27 protein-coding genes are annotated in these 19,385 nt (G+C 43.7%); all 27 read left to right on the top strand.

What is annotated here, in order from left to right:
- Positions 1 to 6 precede the first annotated feature (6 nt).
- Positions 7 to 1,509 (top strand): phage portal protein, encoded by a 1,503-nt coding sequence (locus M2444_RS17580; protein WP_280787616.1) that lies wholly within the window; start codon positions 7 to 9, stop codon positions 1,507 to 1,509.
- Complete coding sequence (locus tag M2444_RS17575; protein ID WP_280787615.1) at positions 1,506 to 3,266, top strand: minor capsid protein; 1,761 nt, start codon at positions 1,506 to 1,508, stop codon at positions 3,264 to 3,266. The genes M2444_RS17580 and M2444_RS17575 overlap by 4 nt, the downstream gene beginning before the upstream one ends.
- A gap of 5 nt (positions 3,267 to 3,271) precedes the next feature.
- Complete coding sequence (locus tag M2444_RS17570; RefSeq protein WP_280787614.1) at positions 3,272 to 3,520, top strand: hypothetical protein; 249 nt, start codon at positions 3,272 to 3,274, stop codon at positions 3,518 to 3,520.
- Between the two features lie 53 nt (positions 3,521 to 3,573).
- The gene (locus tag M2444_RS17565) at positions 3,574 to 3,825 is read left to right on the top strand and encodes a hypothetical protein (RefSeq protein ID WP_280787613.1); all 252 of its coding nucleotides are present in this window, start codon (positions 3,574 to 3,576) and stop codon (positions 3,823 to 3,825) included.
- A gap of 105 nt (positions 3,826 to 3,930) precedes the next feature.
- On the top strand, positions 3,931 to 4,572 hold the full coding sequence (locus M2444_RS17560) for a phage scaffolding protein (protein WP_280787612.1): 642 nt from the start codon (positions 3,931 to 3,933) through the stop codon (positions 4,570 to 4,572).
- An 18-nt stretch (positions 4,573 to 4,590) separates the two neighbouring features.
- Positions 4,591 to 4,962, top strand: a complete 372-nt coding sequence (locus M2444_RS17555) for a hypothetical protein (RefSeq protein ID WP_149647222.1) — start codon at positions 4,591 to 4,593, stop codon at positions 4,960 to 4,962.
- 23 nt (positions 4,963 to 4,985) lie between these two features.
- Positions 4,986 to 6,029, top strand: coding sequence for a major capsid protein (locus M2444_RS17550; RefSeq protein ID WP_149647223.1), 1,044 nt, complete (start codon positions 4,986 to 4,988; stop codon positions 6,027 to 6,029).
- 45 nt (positions 6,030 to 6,074) lie between these two features.
- Positions 6,075 to 6,440 carry a hypothetical protein gene (locus tag M2444_RS17545; RefSeq protein ID WP_280787611.1) on the top strand — a complete coding sequence of 122 codons (366 nt, stop codon included), beginning with the start codon at positions 6,075 to 6,077 and terminating at the stop codon, positions 6,438 to 6,440.
- Complete coding sequence (locus M2444_RS17540) at positions 6,379 to 6,750, top strand: head-tail connector protein (protein ID WP_280787610.1); 372 nt, start codon at positions 6,379 to 6,381, stop codon at positions 6,748 to 6,750. The genes M2444_RS17545 and M2444_RS17540 overlap by 62 nt, the downstream gene beginning before the upstream one ends.
- A 1-nt stretch (position 6,751) precedes the next feature.
- A complete protein-coding gene (locus M2444_RS17535) occupies positions 6,752 to 7,123 on the top strand; it encodes an ABC transporter ATP-binding protein (RefSeq protein WP_280787609.1) in 372 nt (123 codons plus the stop codon).
- Positions 7,120 to 7,524 carry an HK97 gp10 family phage protein gene (locus M2444_RS17530; protein WP_280787608.1) on the top strand — a complete coding sequence of 135 codons (405 nt, stop codon included), beginning with the start codon at positions 7,120 to 7,122 and terminating at the stop codon, positions 7,522 to 7,524. Before M2444_RS17535 ends, M2444_RS17530 begins: the two co-directional genes overlap by 4 nt.
- 2 nt (positions 7,525 to 7,526) lie before the next feature.
- Positions 7,527 to 7,949 carry a phage tail terminator family protein gene (locus M2444_RS17525; RefSeq protein ID WP_280787607.1) on the top strand — a complete coding sequence of 141 codons (423 nt, stop codon included), beginning with the start codon at positions 7,527 to 7,529 and terminating at the stop codon, positions 7,947 to 7,949.
- Entirely contained in the window at positions 7,946 to 8,140 is a 195-nt protein-coding gene (locus tag M2444_RS17520) for a hypothetical protein (RefSeq protein ID WP_280787606.1), read from the top strand. The genes M2444_RS17525 and M2444_RS17520 overlap by 4 nt, the downstream gene beginning before the upstream one ends.
- 3 nt (positions 8,141 to 8,143) lie before the next feature.
- Positions 8,144 to 8,725, top strand: a complete 582-nt coding sequence (locus tag M2444_RS17515; protein WP_280787605.1) for an NUMOD4 domain-containing protein — start codon at positions 8,144 to 8,146, stop codon at positions 8,723 to 8,725.
- Between the two features lie 17 nt (positions 8,726 to 8,742).
- Positions 8,743 to 10,059 (top strand): phage tail sheath family protein, encoded by a 1,317-nt coding sequence (locus M2444_RS17510; protein WP_280787604.1) that lies wholly within the window; start codon positions 8,743 to 8,745, stop codon positions 10,057 to 10,059.
- Complete coding sequence (locus M2444_RS17505) at positions 10,060 to 10,521, top strand: phage tail tube protein (RefSeq protein ID WP_280787603.1); 462 nt, start codon at positions 10,060 to 10,062, stop codon at positions 10,519 to 10,521. It abuts the gene before it with no gap.
- 35 nt (positions 10,522 to 10,556) lie between these two features.
- Positions 10,557 to 10,964: a phage tail assembly chaperone gene (locus M2444_RS17500; RefSeq protein WP_149647231.1), complete on the top strand. Its 408-nt coding sequence runs from the start codon at positions 10,557 to 10,559 to the stop codon at positions 10,962 to 10,964.
- Positions 10,965 to 11,207: 243 nt separating this feature from the next.
- On the top strand, positions 11,208 to 11,672 hold the full coding sequence (locus tag M2444_RS17495) for a hypothetical protein (RefSeq protein ID WP_280787602.1): 465 nt from the start codon (positions 11,208 to 11,210) through the stop codon (positions 11,670 to 11,672).
- 58 nt (positions 11,673 to 11,730) lie between these two features.
- Positions 11,731 to 14,154: a tape measure protein gene (locus tag M2444_RS17490; RefSeq protein WP_280787601.1), complete on the top strand. Its 2,424-nt coding sequence runs from the start codon at positions 11,731 to 11,733 to the stop codon at positions 14,152 to 14,154.
- Positions 14,155 to 14,168: 14 nt separating this feature from the next.
- The gene (locus M2444_RS17485) at positions 14,169 to 14,864 is read left to right on the top strand and encodes a LysM peptidoglycan-binding domain-containing protein (RefSeq protein ID WP_280787600.1); all 696 of its coding nucleotides are present in this window, start codon (positions 14,169 to 14,171) and stop codon (positions 14,862 to 14,864) included.
- A 4-nt stretch (positions 14,865 to 14,868) separates the two neighbouring features.
- Entirely contained in the window at positions 14,869 to 15,834 is a 966-nt protein-coding gene (locus tag M2444_RS17480; protein WP_280787599.1) for an XkdQ/YqbQ family protein, read from the top strand.
- A 2-nt stretch (positions 15,835 to 15,836) separates the two neighbouring features.
- A complete protein-coding gene (locus tag M2444_RS17475) occupies positions 15,837 to 16,130 on the top strand; it encodes a DUF2577 domain-containing protein (protein WP_149647236.1) in 294 nt (97 codons plus the stop codon).
- A complete protein-coding gene (locus tag M2444_RS17470; protein WP_280787598.1) occupies positions 16,127 to 16,543 on the top strand; it encodes a DUF2634 domain-containing protein in 417 nt (138 codons plus the stop codon). Before M2444_RS17475 ends, M2444_RS17470 begins: the two co-directional genes overlap by 4 nt.
- On the top strand, positions 16,530 to 17,594 hold the full coding sequence (locus tag M2444_RS17465; protein WP_348536924.1) for a baseplate J/gp47 family protein: 1,065 nt from the start codon (positions 16,530 to 16,532) through the stop codon (positions 17,592 to 17,594). Before M2444_RS17470 ends, M2444_RS17465 begins: the two co-directional genes overlap by 14 nt.
- 1 nt (position 17,595) lies before the next feature.
- Positions 17,596 to 18,009: a phosphoglucomutase gene (locus M2444_RS17460; RefSeq protein ID WP_280787596.1), complete on the top strand. Its 414-nt coding sequence runs from the start codon at positions 17,596 to 17,598 to the stop codon at positions 18,007 to 18,009.
- A 1-nt stretch (position 18,010) separates the two neighbouring features.
- On the top strand, positions 18,011 to 19,033 hold the full coding sequence (locus M2444_RS17455) for a DUF2793 domain-containing protein (protein WP_280787595.1): 1,023 nt from the start codon (positions 18,011 to 18,013) through the stop codon (positions 19,031 to 19,033).
- An 11-nt stretch (positions 19,034 to 19,044) separates the two neighbouring features.
- A complete protein-coding gene (locus M2444_RS17450; RefSeq protein ID WP_280787594.1) occupies positions 19,045 to 19,383 on the top strand; it encodes a hyaluronate lyase N-terminal domain-containing protein in 339 nt (112 codons plus the stop codon).
- Positions 19,384 to 19,385: the final 2 nt, after the last annotated feature.

The following is a 19,385-nucleotide window of genomic DNA, read 5'->3' as shown; positions in this document are numbered from 1 at the left end:
ACCTATTTGAGTACAACAGAAGAGGTTATCCAGATCATTGAAAAAGGTGCAAAGTCGGCTATGACAGACGAAGAAATTATTAAGCAGGGAATCGATGACTGGTTACCTTCTCAGGAACGTAGGGATATGCTTGCTGGTGAACGCTACTATCAGAATAAGGCAGATATTTTAGAACGTAAGCGAATGACCATTGGAGAAGGCGGGGCGCTAATAGAAGCTAAAAACCTAGCTAATAACAAGATCGTCCATGGATTCTTGCGGAAGCTTATTGACCAGAAAGCTGGCTATCTGTTGAGTAAGGAAATGAGCATACAGACCAAGAACAAAGTTTATGATGAACTTTTGACAGGAATATTTGATAAAGGGTTTAAGCGACTCTTAAAAAGCCTGTTGAAGGAAAGTAGCAAGAAGGGTCGCGCCTGGTTGCATGTTTATTACGACGAAGAAGGCCGTTTCCGGTTTAAGAAGCTGCCATCTGAAGAAATCATACCACTATGGAAAGACGCCGCTCATACCGAACTAGATGCAATTATCCGCGTATATGAGGTTGACGAATATGAGGGGAAAAAGAAAACAACTATCCAAAAGGTTGAATTCTGGCACTCTAAAGGCGTTAACCGCTATGTGATCGGTACGGGTAGTTTAGCGGTACCGACAACAAGCGGACTGATACCGGATGTGGAATTGGGTGAATTCAGCAGTCATTTTGCTGCTATAGACGGGATTGAAAAAGCTGAACATGCCTTAAACTGGGAGCGCATCCCTTTCATTTGCTTTAAATACAATGAGGACGAGTTACCGCTGATCAGCTTACTTAAATCGCTGATAGATGACTATGATAGAAGCAAGTCTGATAACAGCAATAACTTAGAAGACATTCCCAACAGCATATTTAAACTTAAGGGATATGATGGAACTGATCTTGGTGAGTTCCGGAGAAACTTGATGATTTATAGATCTGTTAAGGTAACTGCAGAAGATGGCGCTGATGTCGAAACTATGGATGTCAATATCAACACTGAGGCTTACAAGCTCCATACGGAGATGACCCGGTCTGATATATATGAATTCGGTCGCGGGGTAGATACTCAAGCGGATTCATTTGCAACAGCACCGAGCGGGGAAGCTTTGAAATTCTTATATGCTGATTTGGATATGGATGCTAACGATATCGAAAACGAGTTCCAAGCAGCACTTGAGCAACTTTTGTGGTTCGTTGATAAACATATCTTTAATACCACGGGGAATGACTTCTCAGATGAGACAGTCAATTTCCTATTTAACCGGGATATTGTCATTAATGAGACCCAAGTTATCACTGATGCCAAGAACAGCGTAGGGATCGTCTCTGATGAAACCATACTCGCTAACCATCCATGGGTGACAGATACCAAGGAGGAAATGAAGCGCAAGGAAGCCGAAGAAAAGACTTCTCTGGATCGCGCACAGGAATATGGAGGTTTGACCGATGATAAGCCCCCTGTAGAGGCTGGAGTTGATGAGAAATGAAGTCTGAGGCCTACTGGTCAAAGCGCATGGAACAACTGAATGAGTCACTACTAAATAAGGGTGTACCTTTCACAAAGGCAATGAATAAGGAATACCGTAAGGCTCAGATATCTGTCCAGACGGACGTTAACAATTTCTATCAGCGGTTTGCAGATAATAACGGGATCGTTAGCTTATCCGCTGCCAAGCAAGTTCTGAAAGCTGGAGAGCTCAAAGAATTCAAATGGACCGTTGAAGATTACATTGCTCGTGGTAAAGAAAACGCCATAGATCAGCGGTGGATGGAGGAACTAGAGAATGCCAGCATAAGAGTACGTGTTACCCGCTTAGAATCCATTCAATTGCAGATGAAGCAACATGTCGAGGAATTATCCGCTAAGCGTCTGACGGGCACAACGGAGCTACTAGGCAACGTCTACAAGGATGGTTACTACCGAAGTATTTTTGAACTGGAAAAGGGTATCGGTATAGGAGCATCATTCTCCAAGTTAGATAAGCGGCAGCTTGAAGCTATCCTTTCGGCTCCATGGGCACCAGATGGTAGCAACTTCTCATCTCGTATATGGACTGATCGAGTAAGGTTGAATGGTGAACTGCGGAATATCTTTACTCAAGGACTTATACGCGGGGATACATCAAAACAGATGATTCAACAGCTTCAGGATCGTATGGGTGTATCAGAAAAAGCAGCTACACGACTAATCCTTACAGAATCAGCTTACTTTGCTGGACAATCTCGACTAGCTGGTTATAAAGAATTAGGTGTTGAAGAATACCGCTTTACAGCTACGTTGGATAATAGGACATCTGCTAAGTGCCAGGACATGGATGGAAAGGTATTTGCTATTTCCGATGCAGTGGTTAATGTTAACTACCCACCTCTACATGCTCATTGTCGTTCTACCACTATCCCGCACTATGACGATAACATTAAAGCTCGGGTAGCGCGTGACGAGGACGGTAAGACTGAGACCATACCAGAGGATATCAACTACAAGGAATGGGCGGAGAAATACGCTCCTGAAGCTACAGAGACTGTTTCTGTTGAAACTCCGAGTAAGCAAGCACCAGAGACTCTCTTACCTACTATTGAGATTCCGGGCGGGCCTAGAAAGGATATTCCAATTCCTGAGAAAAGCATCTATACCCTGGAACCTGAGAAATGGTATGATGAAACCGGAAAGACTGCACCACCGCTGATTAATCTCAGTAAGATGGATCTACCGAAGCTGCAGCCGGACATTCCGCGTAAACTAGGTAATATCGATTTGTCTAAACCTGATATCGTCCGCAACTATGTAAAGGATGCGGAGCAAGCCATCAGGAATGCACCGGAAGAACATGCAATAGCTCTCACTAAAGAAGGTGAGGTTATCCATGTTAAGGGTGATAAGGCATCTGTCGATATTACCAAGATCAAACCACCTGATGTACTTAAAAAGAGTATCGTCACCCATAATCACCCTACAGTGGATGGGGAACCAGGCGGTTCGTTTAGCCGTGACGATGTCCTAGCATTCATAAAGAATGGAATCAAGGAATTACGAGCTGTTGATTCTAGTAGCACATACATCCTGAAGAAGTCAGCCCCAATAAACCTGAGTACAGATGAGATTAACCGTTTACTCGATAAAGCAGAAGATTCATATCTTGCATTGCTTACTATTGAGCAGGCACTCACAGGTTATGATGAAAAGCATCTAACTATGGAACAGCTAGTAATGCTTCTTGAATCGCTACAATATACAAAGGAGTGATGATCTTGCGAACTAAAGAAGAGAATAGAGCGGCTATTGCTGAACAGTTTGCCCCGCAGCGTGATAAGCTGGGTGAACGATTCGATGCTTTAGTGGACGAGATCAGCGCCGTTAGGTATGAATACCTTCAGAAGCGTGATAAGTTGCCAAAACAGCCGATAGGAATCATGGATGCTAACGCAGCAGAAGAACGACGGTTAAATCGTGAAGAAGCTATGAAATGGGTACTAATCAAACAGAAATATGGTATATGAAGCACTCTCCAATATGCGAGGGTGCTTTTTATATTGCTGAATAGGAGGGGGCCATGAAGGTCAGTTTCAGTGATTACAGAAGGAAACTACCGGCTGTCGGTTGGATTGTCTGGGAAATTGACCACTGGACACAGACTATACGCTTATGTAGATGGTGGGCTTATCCCTTCAAGCTGATTTACGTATTCTTTCGTTCCCAGCGAGTAGGGCTATATCATTGGTTTAATAAAGTCGGAATCATGAAGACGCCTTTAGGATGCTACATGAGATTTTCGGACATTTGGAAACGCGATAAGAAAAGTTAGGCCGTGGTTGAGACTACCGCGGCCTATTTGCTCATGAACCGGAGCATATCGGTTCACTCCCTAAGCTGGAGAGCAGCTATACAAATCTATGGAGGTAGATTATATATGGATTGGCTGAAAGAGTTGTTGAAGAAGTTGGGCGTTGAAGATTCAAAGATTGACGGGGCTATTGCAGATGCTGGTAAAGAGATTCCGAAGCACTTTGTTCCGAAAAGTCAGTATAACGAAGTTTCTGCGGCTAAGCAGCAGGCAGAGAAGGATGTCGCTGATCGGGACAAGCAAATCGAGGATCTGAGTAAAGCTGCCGGACTGTCAGATGACCTAAAGAAGCAGATTGAACAGCTCAAAACTGATAACAAGACAGCAAAGGAAAAATATGACGCCGACCTGCAACAGATTAAGTTGGACAATGCTATTTCTGCTGCACTCACTGGTAAGGTGCATAACGAGAAGCATGTTACTGGACTAATAGACAAGGAAAGGCTGGTCATCGGTGATGACGGTAAATTGGTCGGCTTAGACGAGCAGCTTAAGGCTTTACAAACATCGGATGCCTACTTGTTTAAAACCGAGGATAAAGGTGGTGGTGGAGGGTTCAAGTTTAAAGGAACCTCTCTATTGGACGGCAAGGATCAATCTAAGGGCGAACAAGGCGATGACAAGGTTGGTAGCTTCGGCAAGCAATTGGCTGAATCTACTAAAGGCAATGAAGGGTTGGATACAGCCCGAGAAAGCTACTTTAAATAAGAACGGAGGATAAACAAAATGAGTAAATTTAAAGAAACTACCTATGGGAATAAGAAAGAAATTCTTAAATTCCCAGATCACTATGTAGCAATTGCCGTCACGGTGAGCGATGCAGGTGTTACAGCTAACGCTGATGGTAAAAAGATTGTGCCAGCTGGAACTATTCTAGGTGGCGGTGTGATTGCTGACGATACTAAACTGGCGGTCAAGGCTACAACCACTACTGGAGTATCCAATGCTGAAGGTGTTCTGTTGAATGATACAGATGTAACAAGTGGTCCAGCACCAGGGGCGATGCTCATTCATGCGTTCATTAATAAAAATAAAATCCTGACTGCTCCTACTGCTGAAGAACTGACAGCATTGAAGCAGATCACATTTATCGACTAAGAAAGGAAAGGTGAAAATTTATTATGCCTAACATTCAAGATTTAGTAAGAGCTCCAGAGATCGCGGCTTATATTGCGGCTAACCCATCAAACGCTATTCCATATCTGGGAGCAACGCTGTTTCCATCAGCAAAAAAGCTTGGTTTAGATATTGGTTGGATTAAAGGAGCAGGAGGACTGCCTGTAGCCTTGATGCCATCAGAATTCGATGCTAAAGCAACCCTGAGAGACCGTATTGGTTTCGGCAAGGTAGAAACAGAGATGCCATTTTTCCGCGAGGCTATGCTGTTGAAAGAAAAGGATCGTCAAGAATTGCTGAGACTCCTGGAATCGAACAATGGTGAATATGTAAAGTCTTTGATTACTCAAATCTATGATGATAGAGCCAATTTGGTTAACGGCGCTGAGGTTAACGCCGAGCGTATGCGTATGCAATTACTATCATCGGGTAAAATCCGAATCACTGCCAACCGAATCGACTATGATTATGACTACAAAATGAAGTCTGGACATAAGACTACTCTTACAGGATCAGACAAATGGGACGATCCAACAGCTAATATCGTGGGTGACATCAAAGAATGGCAGGATACGATTGAAGACGAGCAAGGCGTACGTCCAACTAAGGCGATCGTTACTCGTAAAACGTGGAATAACATTCTAGCTAACGAAAAGGTGCGTTTGGACATGAATCCTCTTGGCGGGCTAAACATCATCATGACTGATGCGCTGATGCGTCAATACCTGGAGTCCAAACTGGGATTGACGGTTGCGGTTTACAACAAGAAATATGCTCTACAAGATGGCAGCTCACACCAATTCTATCCAGACGATTATTTCACACTGATTCCAGACGGTGCTTTGGGTAAAACGTGGTATGGTACTACTCCAGAAGAAGCTGATCTTATGAGCGGGGCAACAAGCGCAGAAGTTTCTATCGTGAATACAGGTGTGGCTATCACAACAATTAAGCAGCCACACCCAGTTAGTGTGGAAACTATCGTTTCTGCAATCACACTGCCATCATTTGAAACTATCGACAATATTTTTATTGCGAAAGTGGTTTAAGGAGGGGCTAACGCCTCTCCTATTTATTTTGAAAGGATGATGAGAGTGTCTGAAGAAAAGAGAATCGAGATATCTCTGTTAACTGGAGCGAAATACAATCGGAAATTCTATAAGGCGAGTGATAAGATTTTGATCCTCCCTAGTGAAGTGGAATCCCTGATTAAGGATGGAGTAATCCGCCGTGAAGATGTTCCTGAATTTGATGATGATGAAGATAAGCAGGATGTGCCGCTGGAAGAAATGAAGCTGCCAGCACTAAAGAAATATGCCAAAGAGCACGACATTGACTTGGGCGAAGCTACGAAGATAAAGGAAGTACTTGCAGTTATTCTGAAAGCAGGTGAAGCAGATGCCGGAGGAGACGGAAAAGTATCTGGACAAGCTGAAGGGACTGCTACTGATCCCGATTGAGGACCTAAGCAAAAATTTCCGGCTACTGTTTGTCTTGGAGACCATCGTCCAGGAGATAAAAACCTACTGCAACATTTCTTCTATTCCTGAAGCCTTAGATAACGTAGTGCTGCATATAGCTGAGGATTACTATCGGACGAAGTACCCGACAGAGTTTGAGCAGACTACACCAGCTGTAACCAGTATCAAGCGCGGGGATGTTACAACAGCGTTCGGATCCGCTAAGGCAACGGTTGTGGTTGGATCTGGGGCAGCTTTTGTGAGGAATTATTCAGCACAGCTAAATGCCTTTAGAAGGCTGAGGTGGTAATATGCCATTCGGAAATGTAATAGATGAACGTTTAGCTATAGAGAGTACCTATGAAGGGTTGGCTACAGTCTTCGAGATCCAGGATGTTAAAGACCCTGTAACTAGAAAGACCCGACAACAGCCTGTTATGGTGCTAGCAGCTGAGCCGTGTGCACTCTCTCAAACTTCCTTGCCTGCTAGTACACAAACTGTAACAGCGGATCAGGTGAACTATGATGCCAAATTGTTTATCTCTCCTGATGTAGTTATTAAGCCAGGTAGTCGAATAACGATCGTGCAGGATGGTATGACTTTTGAAGGTGAGCAAGCAGGTAAACCATTTAGATATCCGACTCATCAGGAGATTAAGCTAAAAGAGGTCCTGAACGCATGAGCATGGGTAAATTCGATTTCTCCGATGTCAAAAAGCTTCAGAAGAACCTTCAACGGATGCAAAATGAATTTCCAGCATTTATGGAGGAGTGTATTCGTGAGCTTGCAGGACGGTTACTGGCGAAGACTATAGCTAGGACTCCGGTAAAATCCGGTGACTTGCGTCGTGGCTGGCAAATTGGTGATGTGGTTCGGCTCCCAGGAGGCGGTGTACACGTTGAGATTGTCAACAATGTGGAGTATGCACTCTATGTTGAGTACGGCCATGTTACCAGACTGCGTACCGGTTGGGTTAACGGTAAATTCATGCTGACCTTATCCGAGCAGGAACTTGAGAGAGAGTTGCCGGGGATCATGGAGCGGAAGCTGAAAAAATACATGGAGAAGTACATGGGGCGGTGAGCATGCAGGATATCAAAGACGCACTTATAAAGAGGCTATCGCTATTTACTCCGGAGTATCCAGTTTATGACGAAGCAGTAGAGCAGGGCATGAAGCAGCCGTGCTTTTTTGTGTTGCGCATCGAAGGCGGCCAAAACAGGGAAATTAATCGGCGGTATCGGCGTTTGAATTCCTTCGATGTTCATTACTTTCCACACAAGGATGCCGCGGCACCCCGGGAAGAATGCGAGCTCATGGCTGAGCGACTGTACTCAGAACTAGAGTATGTGACCGGCGCTGAGGGAGGATACCGCGGTATCGGCATGCGTGATGAAATTGTGGAGGGTGTGCTGCATTTCTTCGTCCAATTTAACTATCATGTCGTGAGGACGAAAGCAACGGATGTAAAAATGCAGACTATGAAGCAAGGAGGCGGTATTAAGTGAGTGAGAAGAGCATTAAGACAGTTGAGACACCGACTGAGGGATCATTTACCAAAGAGCAGTTCTTAGCCTCTGCTAAGTATTCATATAAAGACAAAGACGTCTTATCGGCGCTGCTGGAGCCGGGGGAATTGTATACAGCTTCTGAGGCACAACAAGTGATCGATGATTTTATGAATAAGGAGGTTAAATAGAATATGGAGGTCTGGGTCGATGTAGAAGGATTCGAAAATTTCTATCAAGTATCTAATTATGGAAATGTACGCTCTCTAGATCGGAACATAGTCCAAAATAATGGAGTGACCCGTCTCTATAGAGGTAGAGTACTTAAGCCAAAGGTTGATAAGTACGGATATCAAGTTTTAACGCTTAGTAAACGAACTCAAGGAATCAGGAAGACAATTACTATTCATAAATTAGTTGCCCAGGCCTTCATATTAAACCCGTTTCACAAAGATAATGTCAATCATATTAATGGATGTAAGTCAGATAACAACGTTAATAACTTGGAGTGGGTTACATGTAGCGAAAATACCACACACGCAATTAATGAAGGTTTGATAGACATTGAAGCTTCTAGAGTCCGGATGAGAAGGATGAATGAGGCGAACAAAATCAAAGTAAAACAAATCAAAGATGGTCGAACGATTAGAGTGTATAACAGTATTCAGGAAGCGCTGGAAAGTGTAGCTAACAGGCGTACAGGAAGCATTATAAATGAATGCTGTCGTGGTAAACGGAAAAGCGCTTATGGATATGAGTGGAGATATGCTAATTAGAAAAGGAGTTGATTGATTTGAGTGGAGGCACTTGGATCACGCAAAATAAAGTAAGACCTGGTGTATATATCAACGTGGAAACGAATGGCGGTGCATTGGGTACAGTCGGCAGCAGGGGAATAACCTCTTTAGCACTAACTCTCCCATGGGGAGCGGCTAAGGTCATCACACCGATTGTAGCTGGTGAGGATACAATCAAAACACTTGGGTTTGACATTACGGCTTCAGAACTGTTGCCTGTGCGTGAGGCGCAAAAGCGGGCGCGTACAGTATTGCTCTACAAGCTTAATGATGGAGTTAAAGCAACTGCTACAATCGGCGCCTTGATACCGACAGCAAAATACGGCGGTACTCGGGGGAACGATCTAAAGGTTGTAGTACAAACCAACATTGACGACAGTAGCAAATTCGATGTGAAAACCTTGCTGGATAACGCAGTAGTGGACACGCAGGTGGTCGCTAACATCGCCGGGCTCAAAGCTAATGACTGGATTGTTTGGGGTGGGACTGGGGCTTTGACAGCAAGCGCAGGGGCTCCTTTAGTGGGCGGTGCTAATGGCACTGTGACTAATGCTGATCATACTGCTTTTCTAGCTGCACTGGAGCTGTACGATTTCCAGACAGTTGCACTCACATCCACGGACAACGCACTCAAAGCGGTATATGCTGCCTTTGTACGGCGTTTAAGAGAGTCGGAAGGTAAAAAGGTACAGGCTGTACTTGAAAACTACCCTGTAGCCGATTTCGAAGGTGTAATCAGCGTTAAGAATGGTGTGGTTCTCTCCGATGGGACAACAATAACAGCCGCGCAGGCCACTGCTTGGGTAGCTGGTGCTTCAGCGGCAGCTGAGATGAATGAGTCTCTTACTTATTCGGCATACGACGATGCTGTAGATGTGACGCCACGCTACACCAATACACAGATTGAAGCAGCTTTAAAAGCTGGAGAATTTCTCTTTACACCGTCCGTTAATCGAGCCGTGGTTGAGCAGGATATTAATACTTTCCTCTCTTACACTCCAAAGAAGGGGAAACAACTTCAAAAAAACCGTGTGCTCCGTGTGCTGGATGGTATTGCGAATGATTTGAAGCGTATTTTTGAATCATTTTACATCGGTAAGGTATCAAACAATGTTGATGGCCGAGCTCTGTTTCGAAAAGAGGCTGTTGTCTATTTGGATAGCTTGCAGGGGATTGATGCCATTCAAAATTTTGATGCTCAGACGGATATCACTGTATCTCCTGGCAATGATTCAGATGCTATATATGTCGAAGCTAATATCCAGCCAGTAGACAGTATCGAAAAAGTATATATGAAAGTGCAGGTGAGATAAATGACGTTTTTAGAGGCAAAGGACACAATCAGTGGACAAGAGGGACGAGCTTTCGCCACAATCAACGGTCAGGTAGAGGAAATGTTCTATATTAAGACTATTGAAGCTTCAGTTGAAAAAACAAAGGCAGAAGTGAAGACCCTAGGCCGCCGTGGTGTTCAGCATAAAACAACTGGATGGTCGGGCAGCGGAAGCATGACCATCTATTATGTGACAAGTCGGTTTCGTCAGTTGATGATCGACTATATCAAAACGGGTAGAGATACCAACTTTGATATTACCATTACAAACGAAGATCCGGGATCTACCATTGGTGCACAGACAGTAACACTACTAGGGGTAAATTTAGATAGTGTGGTGATGGTATCCTTGGATACTGAATCAGATGCATTGGAAGAAGATATCGATTTTACATTTGAAGATATTGATATGGGTCAATCATTCACCGCGCCAAACAATTAAACTAAAACGAAATTATAATAGGAGGAATTATTAATATGAGTTTACAAGAATTTTTGAATGAAAATCCTGTGGATGGCTTGACTGATGAAGTTGTAGTATCGTCACGATTTAAGGATAAAGAGGGAAAGGTTCTTTCTTTTAAGATTAAGGCAATGACAGATCAGGAATTCAACGAAACTCGCAAGTCTTGCACGATCCCAAAAAAAGGACGGAAATTTGAATTTGATTCAGGTCGATTTAATCTGCAGACAATCATTCGAAATTGCGTAGAACCCAACTTTAAAGATGCTACCAGTATTAAAAAATTGGGATGCGCTTCCCCTGAAGAGTATGTACAGAAGGTGCTTTTAGCTGGGGAGATTGCAACATTGGCTCAAAAAATCAGTGAGTTGAGTGGTTTTGATGCAGAAATGTCAGACTTGGTTGAAGAAGCAAAAAACTAATACGGGGGGGTGATGCTGATGCGAATTATGCATATTACGCCCTCCATAAGTTCCATAAGTGGCCTCATGAATATATGGCTCTTTCGCGACAAGAAAGGGCCTTTGTTATGGCTGCAGTTAATGAACGTGTTGAAAAAGAGAAGAAAGATGCAGCAAAGGTAAAAGCAAAGAAATAGGAATTATTACCCTCTCACGTTTTTCACTATGTGGTAGAATATAGGGAAAAAGCAACGGAGGTTGTGCATGGGTATCTTTAAGAAGAAAGAGATTAACGGTAGTTTTGGCGCTTCTCTATTCCATACAGAGGGATTGCCGATTGCTGAAAATACTCATTGTGAACTCAGAATAAACGATGGGAAGTTAGTAATCACTGGTGGTGGATCTGAATTTATTGTCAATTTGTCTCAGATCCAAGCTGCTGATTTTAAGACTGATGTTGAGATTGCGCATATCGTGAATAGCAGCGCAGCGAAGGGTATTGCCGGAGGGCTTTTATTCGGTCCTATCGGATTAGTTGTCGGTGCAAGAGCAACTAGCAAAAAGGAGCGAACGGTAACCCCATACTTGATTATGAACTACATTAATTCTGCAAATGAACTTGCTGTATTAATGTTCCGGGACAATCCAAAATCATTTGAAGCGGCAAAATTCATTGATAAAATACGACCTGTAATATCAAATAATCCGAAGCAAACAATTCAACTATAAATAATTTAGAGGTCGCCTATATGGCGGCTTTTATTTTTTTTTAGGAGGTGATAAATGAGTGACAACAGTATCCAGTACCCTTAAAATGCTTGACAGCTTTTCAAGCCCTATGCAACGTGTCGCTAACCAGGTACTAGAAGTTACAGCACGTATGGAGAGGTTGAAGCGAGTTGTAGAATCTCCTATCTCTATAAGGATGGACGCGAGTCAAGCGGTTCAACAAGTTGACCGTCTCAGACAACCTATATTAAGAATTACCATTGACCAAGCAGGACTAATGCAACAAGTAAATGCTGCGAGAGCGCTGATAGAATCACGATTGCGAAACATACAAGCAAGTATCGATTTGGAAATGCCCCCTGCTCTACGTGCTACGTTTACTAGCTTACAGCGCATGGTGTTACGACTAGTTCAATCTATGGACAGATTACGAACAACTACTAGAACCGACTCAAATCAAGCCGCACAGCTATCCTCAGCTTTGCAACGCATAGCCCGACTTGAACAACAAATTGCTGATTTACAGAGGCAAGCTAACGGAGGTCTTCGCGAAGCGGGGAAAGCGAGTAGCGGATGGCTAGGAAACATGAAGAATATCGCAGCGGCATACTTGAGTATTCAAGGTATTAGATTAGGAACGAAAATAAGTGATGATTACATTAACACAATTGCTCGCCTAGATTTAATTAATGACAAAATGCAAACCACGGCCGAACTTCAAGATAAAATTTTTGAGTCCGCTGATCGTGCTAAAGGTAGCTACACAGATATGGCGGCGGTTATAAGTAGAATGGGTACTTTGGCAGGCGAAGCATTTAAGTCTAATAACGAATTAGTTGCTTTTACAGAGTTAATGCAAAAGTCATTCCGTATTGGTGGATCCAGCACGATGGAACAACAAGCTGGGATGTATCAATTATCTCAAGCGATGGCCGCAGGAAAACTCCAAGGGGATGAATTTAGGTCTATAATGGAAAATGCTCCAATGTTGGCAGCTGCGATTGCAGATGTAACCGGGAAGACAAAGGGTCAACTCAAAGAAATGAGTGCTGACGGGACTATCACTTCAGATATCATCAAGGCGGCTATGTTCAACGCAGCCGATGATATAAATGTGAAATTCGCTTCTATGCCTCGTACATTTGGCGACGTAATGAATGAATTGCAAAATTCTGCTCTTCAAACATTCGGACCATTAATCCAGCGCATTAACGATATGTTAAATAGCCCGGGAGGAACGGCGTTCATTGAAGACTTTAAATCAGGAATTGCTGGCGCAGCAGACGCGGCAAATAATTTGTTGACTGCATTAATTAATGTTTATAACTTCATGTCTAGCTATTGGCCAATACTCGAACCTATTGTTTTAGGGATTGTGACTGCATTAGGCTTATATAAAGGTGCACTTATTGCAATTTCTGTATGGAGCGGTATAACCTCAGCGGTTGAACTTGCGTCTGCCTGCATAAAAGCTGTATTGTCTGGTGCTACACTTTCAGCTACTTCGGCTACAGCTGCTCAAACAGCAGCTCAGTGGGGACTTAATGCCGCGATGCTTGCGAGTCCAATAACATGGATTATTCTCGCAATCATAGCCTTGATTGCTCTGTTCTATCTTGTAATAGCTGCAATCAATAAATTTGCAGGGAAATCAATTTCTGCTACAGGAGTTATTGCAGGTGCTTTTACTGCGGTAGGGGCCTTTATCGGTAATCTGTTTTTTGGATTATTAGAATTGGTTTTTGGTGTTGTAGAGTTTTTCTTTGACATTTGGAATAGCTTCGCCAATTTCTTTGGGAATTTATTTAACGACCCAATTGGGGCTGTTATTAATTTATTTGCCGATTTAGCAGATAGTGTACTAGGGATATTGGAAAAGATCGCAAAAGCGATGGATTTTATCTTTGGAAGTAGTATGGCAGATACGGTAGCTGGATGGCGTTCTGGTCTTGGTAGCATGGCAGAAAAAGCCGTAAAAGAATACGGCAATGGTAAATATAAGGATCAAGCAAAAGATCTGGATATAGACAGTATCCTAAATGAAAAGGGAATTGGTCTTGAGCGTTTTAATTATGCGGATTCATATAAAGCTGGTTACGATAAAGGAGCAAATCTTTTTGGTGGTGACAATAAAGCGGCTGATGAAGCACTCAAAGGAGCGAAAGATTCTTTTACGATATTGCCACCCGGAGCAGCGACTACCGCAGAAATGGCATCCGCTGATGATGACAAGAAAAAGCTCAAAAAAGTTGATAAGCTCGGTAAAGTAGAGAAGCCCATTGATATAAGTAAAGAAGACCTAAAGGTTATGCGTGATGTCGCCGAGATGAAGAATATTCAAAACTTTGTGACATTGACACCAACTATTCAAATGAAGACTGGTCCAGTAACCAATCAGGCGAATGTTGATTCGATTGTGTCGAAGATAACGCAGAAGCTTAATGAAGAGATCGCTAGTACCGCAAAGGGTCTCTATAACTAAAAGGGGGCGGTTGTGTGGCCGATGGCTACAGCATCGAACTGAGTTTTAACAACCGTGCTATATGGTTTGAGATCCCTGTCCTTCCTGAAGAAATAGAGATAGGTGGGGAAGGCGATGGGGAGACCTACAATATAACGGACCTTGGCGAAATCAACGTAATCAAAGCTGCTAAGCTCAAAGAGATCAGCTTCAGCAGTTTTTTCCCGGCTATCGCTGTAGGTGGTACCGTACCAAGCTATGTATCATCAAAGAACTGGGGGCAACCCGCTGACTACATCCAACTGATTGAAACCTGGATGAACAAGCGGAAGCCGATCCGGTTTATTTTTACTTCAACGGGTCTTAAAATCAACATTGCGGCCAGTATTGAGGAATTCAAGTATAAAGAGGTTGCTGGATCCCCAGGTGATTTTGAATATGACATAAGCTTGAAGGAGTATGTTTTTTACGCTGCTAAAAAAGTGAAGCTGAAGACAACCGAGACAGCAGCCGGTACAACCACTACAACAAAGAAAGAGCCAGCGAAACGCGCAGATGAACGTACCAAGTCGAAAACAGTTACCGTCAAATCCGAGGATACATTGATGAAGATTGCTAAAAGAGAACTCGGTGACGGCAGCCGGTGGAAAGAGATTCAGAAGTTAAACGGCTTAACGGACGCGCAGCTGAAGACGCTCAAGATCGGTTCCGTCCTGAAGCTCCCGGGGTGATAAAGTGGAACTATTGATTGATAATAAAAACGGATCTGTCTGGGATGTATCCAGCATCGTTACTGATATATCTTGGAAGACGATTCGTATAGGCAAGGCAGCGTCCCTAGAATTCACCCTTGTAGACCGTGGTCCGTGGCAGGATAAGAAATTTCAGTTGAATAATGGTGATGTTGTCCGCTATACGGACGAAGGTCATAAGGTCTTTTACGGATATATTTTCAATATTGACACAGGCACGCAAGAGGAGATAAGCATCCTTGCTTATGATCAAGTTCGTTACCTCATGAATAGCGGAACTTATGTATTTACGAAACAGACAGCGACTCAGGTAGTTCAGAAGATCGCTCAGGACATGCAGCTCAAGACCGGAACGCTGGAAGATACAAAATACATTATTCCTTCTCAGATCCGCGACGACAAAACGTTTATTGATATGATCTGCTTGGCGTTAGATGAGACGTTGGTTAATTACGGGACCAACTTCGTATTCTTCGACGATTTCGGGAGTTTGACGATACGTAATGTTTCCAATATGCGTTTTCCTTTTGTGGTAGGTGATGATTCACTTATGACAGATTACTCTTACAGTCGCAACATAGACGATGAGACATACAATCAAATTGTTTTGTACAGGGACAATAAAGAGACAGGGAAGCGGGAAACTTACGTCACCAAGGACAGCGCCAGCATTGCAAAGTGGGGATTGCTGCAGCTTTACCAGAGTGTGGACGAGAAGCTGAATCAGGCCCAGATAACAGAGCAACTGGCTCAGCAGTTGTTTATGAAGAATCGAGAGAAGCGAACGCTTAGCATAGAGGCCCTTGGAGATTATCGGATGAGAGCCGGCTGCTACGTGAATCTATATATTAAGGCGATGAACATTAATAAATTTTTCTTGGTCGATGAGTGCAGCCATTCAAAAGAGGGCGGCATACATACCATGGACCTCGAATTAAGGCTGGTGTAATTATGCTGGAAGCAATAAAGCGGGCTGCTCAGGAAGCGGTCGAAGCTGCGGGTCCGGTTCAGGTACAACTTGGAGTCGTAACAAATGATAATCCTCTTGAAGTGCTAGTCGATAATCGGCTTTCACTTTCAGAGGATTTTTTAATTGTTCCGGAGACACTTGCAGAATTTAAATTAGCTATAGGGTCAAATGAATACGAGATCAGAAAGCCATTGGCAGCTGGTGACAAGCTCCTGCTTATCCGTATGCAGGGCGGTCAGCGTTACGTAATCATGGATAGGGTGGTGAGTAATTGATACCACAGAGCGATAATGTACTGCTGCTGAATGAGGATATGGAGGATACGCCCCAACCAAGCCTCACCTATAAACTAGACCTTGTAAATGGACGTGTAGGATCCGTGGCGGTGGACGGATTGGATGCCGTAAAACAGGCGGTTATTAAAATTCTCTCGACAACCCGGTTTGAAAATCTGATTTACAGCGACAATTACGGCAGTGAGGCAGATGTCGGAGGGGTGCGGGGCAGAGCGGTGTTTGAGACGGAAGTGGAACGCTGGGCTAGGGAGGCGTTATTGCAAGATGATCGGATCCTGTCCGTCACCAACTTTAGATTTACTTATGAAGGTGATGCAGTGCTCGTTTTATTTGACGTTGAGAGCGACTATGGAAACTATACAGACCGATTGGAGGTGAATGGTGGTGTATGAGAACCAAACATTTGAAACCATCTTAGAACGAATGCTAGATAGAGTACCCGATGGGCTGGATAAGCGAGAAGGCAGTATTATTTATGATGCAATGGCTCCGGCAGCAATGGAGCTGGCTCAGATGTATGTTGAATTGGATATCAACGCGAATTTAATATTTGCTGATACCGCTAGTGGCGATTATCTGGACCGGTCAATTGCTTGGTCTGGTGTGACTCGCAAGAAGGCGACAAAAGCCCAACTCCGAGGGCTGTTTTATAATGCCGCTAACACCTTAATGGATATTCCAATTGGTAGTCGCTTTGCGATAGGTTCAATCAATTATAAGGTGGTTACTCGGCTCTCATTAGGAGAGTATCGCCTTGAGGCAGAGGTTGAAGGAATTGCGGGGAATCAGAATTTCGGTGTCTTAATCCCTATTGATTTTGTTAATAATCTAGCAAGAGCTGAATTGACAGAGTTACTTGTTCCCGGGACTGATAGAGAGACTGACGATGTATTACGTCAGCGGTACCTTAATTCTGCCAGACGCCCAGCGACAAGCGGGAACAAATATCATTACATTGAATGGGCTCTTGAAGTTTCCGGAGTGGGCGGTGCTCGTGTATTTCCTTTATGGTCAGGTCCGAAAACCGTAAAGGTTGTCATCGTAAATACAGAAGGTGCTCCTGCTTCAAGCGTTCTTGTGAATCAAGTACAAGACTATATCGATCCAACTGCTGGGAAAGGCGAAGGACAAGCACCTATTGGGGCAGTAGTCACGGTTACTTCAGCAATCGGTAAGACTATCAATATATCAGCCAAAGTATCTTTAGCACCGGGTTACAGCTTACAGGGTGTGAAGAATACTTTTCTGGAGCGATTGGAGTCTTGGCGTAAGTCTGCGTCTTTTGTATCTACTTATGTAAGTCAGGCCGTAATTGGATCGATCCTTTTAGGTACCGACGGGGTTATTGATTATGTTGGATTGCTACTCAATGGAGCTGCTGGGAACATTGTTCTTTCCGAAGAAGAGGTGCCGGTGATCGGTGCTGTGGAATTGGGGGTGTAACATGGCCTACCCGAATAAAATAGATGTTTTTCAAGCGAAGCTGAACAAAAATCCAACAGGAAACAACTATGTTATTGAGGAAAGAATAACACTTGTTACAGGCGTTTATGAGGGTTTATTGAATCACGATAATATCAATAACACTACTATCCAAGTCTATAGCGGAAGTAAATTAACTGGTGATAAATTAACAAATTGGACTTTAACTATTCCAAGTGATACACCATGGCGCCGGCTAATTAAGATTTTTAGTAGTGTTGCCGAAGTCTATGTAACCTATGATACACCAGGGGATACCGTGGAAGCTGATGATATTAACGCGCTACAGAAAGCAGTAACATCCACACAAACAGAGGTAGAGCGTTATAAATCGAGTGGAATTATAGACGGTGGCTCATTTACGAGAGGGGTATAAGATGGCACAGACGATACAAATAAAACGTGGTACTAAAGCTCAACTTAGCACTTATGGTGCATTGCTTGTTGGCGAAATGGGCTTTTGTACAGATACTAAAGAAATATATATCGGAGACGGTACAACAAACTCAATGGTTGGGCGAGCTTTATCCGGAGCAGAGGCTTCTCGTCCGGTGGCTGCATCGGTTGGACGTCTGTTTTACGTAACGAGCGGGGCGAATAGTGGATATCTTTATTTTGATGATGGGGCAGCTTGGAGGCGAGTGAACGCCCAAGCACTCAGTGATTTAACGGGGTCGCTAGATAATATAGCGGATGGCGCTACTTATGCAAGGATATTAAAGGCTGATGTTAGTGCAGGGCATATCAATAAGGTGTCAGATGGAACGAATACTAAAACGGCGGCTGAAATTAAGAGTCATATTGACGATGCAACTAAACACCGAGTCATTAATGATTCCGGCACAGCCATTACAGATATTTGGTCCGCACAAAAAATAAAAAATGAAATCGAATTGGCAAAACACAATATTGAACCGCAAGCTTCGGTAAAAGATCAACATCTATTAGCTCCACCAGCAAGTCCAGTAGAAGCCGATCGTTACATTATTCCTGCGTCAGCGACAGGGGTATGGGCGGGTAAGACAAACCAGATAGCGGAGTATCAGTCTGGGGCATGGGCTTACTATTCTCCTGCTGTAGGGTGGACTGCATATGTGGACGATGAGCAGAAGATTTATAGCTGGAATGGTACGGCGTGGGTTCGGACAGGCGGCGCTCTTCAGACAATTACAGCGGGTAATGGTCTAACTGGTGGTGGTCAGTCTGATACAGTGACGTTGACAGTCGGAGCGGGTAACGGGGTTGTTGTGGATTCAACTACTGTAGCTGCCAAGCCAGGTAAAGGCATCGTTGTTAACGCGACCGGGATCGAGGCTAATATTGATGCTTCCAGTATCGTTTATGATGCGGCCAATGGAAATAAACTCACGGTCGCTACGATTGATGGGGGCACGTTCTAGGAGGCTTTGAGATGGCGAGAAAAGTATTAATCCAGATACGTAGAGGAATAGAAAGTGCAATCGGGACATTGGCAATAGGCGAGCTCGGCTATTGTACCGATACTAGTAAGCTATATATAGGAACAACAGGTGGTAATGTTTTACTTGTAGCTGCTCAAAGCTCAGGCGACATGCTCAAAAGTATCTATGACACTAACAATGATGGGAAAGTGGATTATGCAGCTAACGCCGATACAGTCCCTTGGTCCGGTGTAGCTGGCAAACCAGCAACGTTCACACCTTCATCACATACACACTCCGAATACATGGGTAAGGGGCCAGTAACGTGGAACCAATTAAAGGGGGTGTGATA

Origin of the sequence: Paenibacillus sp. PastF-3 (assembly GCF_029893135.1) — a bacterium.
GTDB classification, from domain to species: Bacteria; Bacillota; Bacilli; order Paenibacillales; family Paenibacillaceae; genus Paenibacillus_AQ; species Paenibacillus_AQ nitricinens.
The sequence above is the reverse complement of the archived record's forward strand: the minus strand, read 5'-3'. Positions and strand labels throughout refer to the sequence as shown.

Bases quoted from the DNA above. Each gene is read 5' to 3' on its own strand.
- M2444_RS17530 (WP_280787608.1), top strand. From the start codon at position 7,120: ATGAGCATGGGTAAATTCGATTTCTCCGATGTCAAAAAGCTTCAGAAG.
- M2444_RS17500 (WP_149647231.1), top strand. From the start codon at position 10,557: ATGAGTTTACAAGAATTTTTGAATGAAAATCCTGTGGATGGCTTGACT.
- M2444_RS17565 (WP_280787613.1), top strand. From the start codon at position 3,574: ATGAAGGTCAGTTTCAGTGATTACAGAAGGAAACTACCGGCTGTCGGT.
- M2444_RS17525 (WP_280787607.1), top strand. From the start codon at position 7,527: ATGCAGGATATCAAAGACGCACTTATAAAGAGGCTATCGCTATTTACT.
- M2444_RS17535 (WP_280787609.1), top strand. From the start codon at position 6,752: ATGCCATTCGGAAATGTAATAGATGAACGTTTAGCTATAGAGAGTACC.
- M2444_RS17540 (WP_280787610.1), top strand. From the start codon at position 6,379: ATGCCGGAGGAGACGGAAAAGTATCTGGACAAGCTGAAGGGACTGCTA.
- M2444_RS17455 (WP_280787595.1), top strand. From the start codon at position 18,011: ATGGCACAGACGATACAAATAAAACGTGGTACTAAAGCTCAACTTAGC.
- M2444_RS17560 (WP_280787612.1), top strand. From the start codon at position 3,931: ATGGATTGGCTGAAAGAGTTGTTGAAGAAGTTGGGCGTTGAAGATTCA.
- M2444_RS17460 (WP_280787596.1), top strand. From the start codon at position 17,596: ATGGCCTACCCGAATAAAATAGATGTTTTTCAAGCGAAGCTGAACAAA.
- M2444_RS17475 (WP_149647236.1), top strand. From the start codon at position 15,837: ATGCTGGAAGCAATAAAGCGGGCTGCTCAGGAAGCGGTCGAAGCTGCG.
- M2444_RS17550 (WP_149647223.1), top strand. From the start codon at position 4,986: ATGCCTAACATTCAAGATTTAGTAAGAGCTCCAGAGATCGCGGCTTAT.
- M2444_RS17555 (WP_149647222.1), top strand. From the start codon at position 4,591: ATGAGTAAATTTAAAGAAACTACCTATGGGAATAAGAAAGAAATTCTT.
- M2444_RS17575 (WP_280787615.1), top strand. From the start codon at position 1,506: ATGAAGTCTGAGGCCTACTGGTCAAAGCGCATGGAACAACTGAATGAG.
- M2444_RS17450 (WP_280787594.1), top strand. From the start codon at position 19,045: ATGGCGAGAAAAGTATTAATCCAGATACGTAGAGGAATAGAAAGTGCA.
- M2444_RS17465 (WP_348536924.1), top strand. From the start codon at position 16,530: ATGGTGGTGTATGAGAACCAAACATTTGAAACCATCTTAGAACGAATG.
- M2444_RS17505 (WP_280787603.1), top strand. From the start codon at position 10,060: ATGACGTTTTTAGAGGCAAAGGACACAATCAGTGGACAAGAGGGACGA.
- M2444_RS17515 (WP_280787605.1), top strand. From the start codon at position 8,144: ATGGAGGTCTGGGTCGATGTAGAAGGATTCGAAAATTTCTATCAAGTA.
- M2444_RS17495 (WP_280787602.1), top strand. From the start codon at position 11,208: ATGGGTATCTTTAAGAAGAAAGAGATTAACGGTAGTTTTGGCGCTTCT.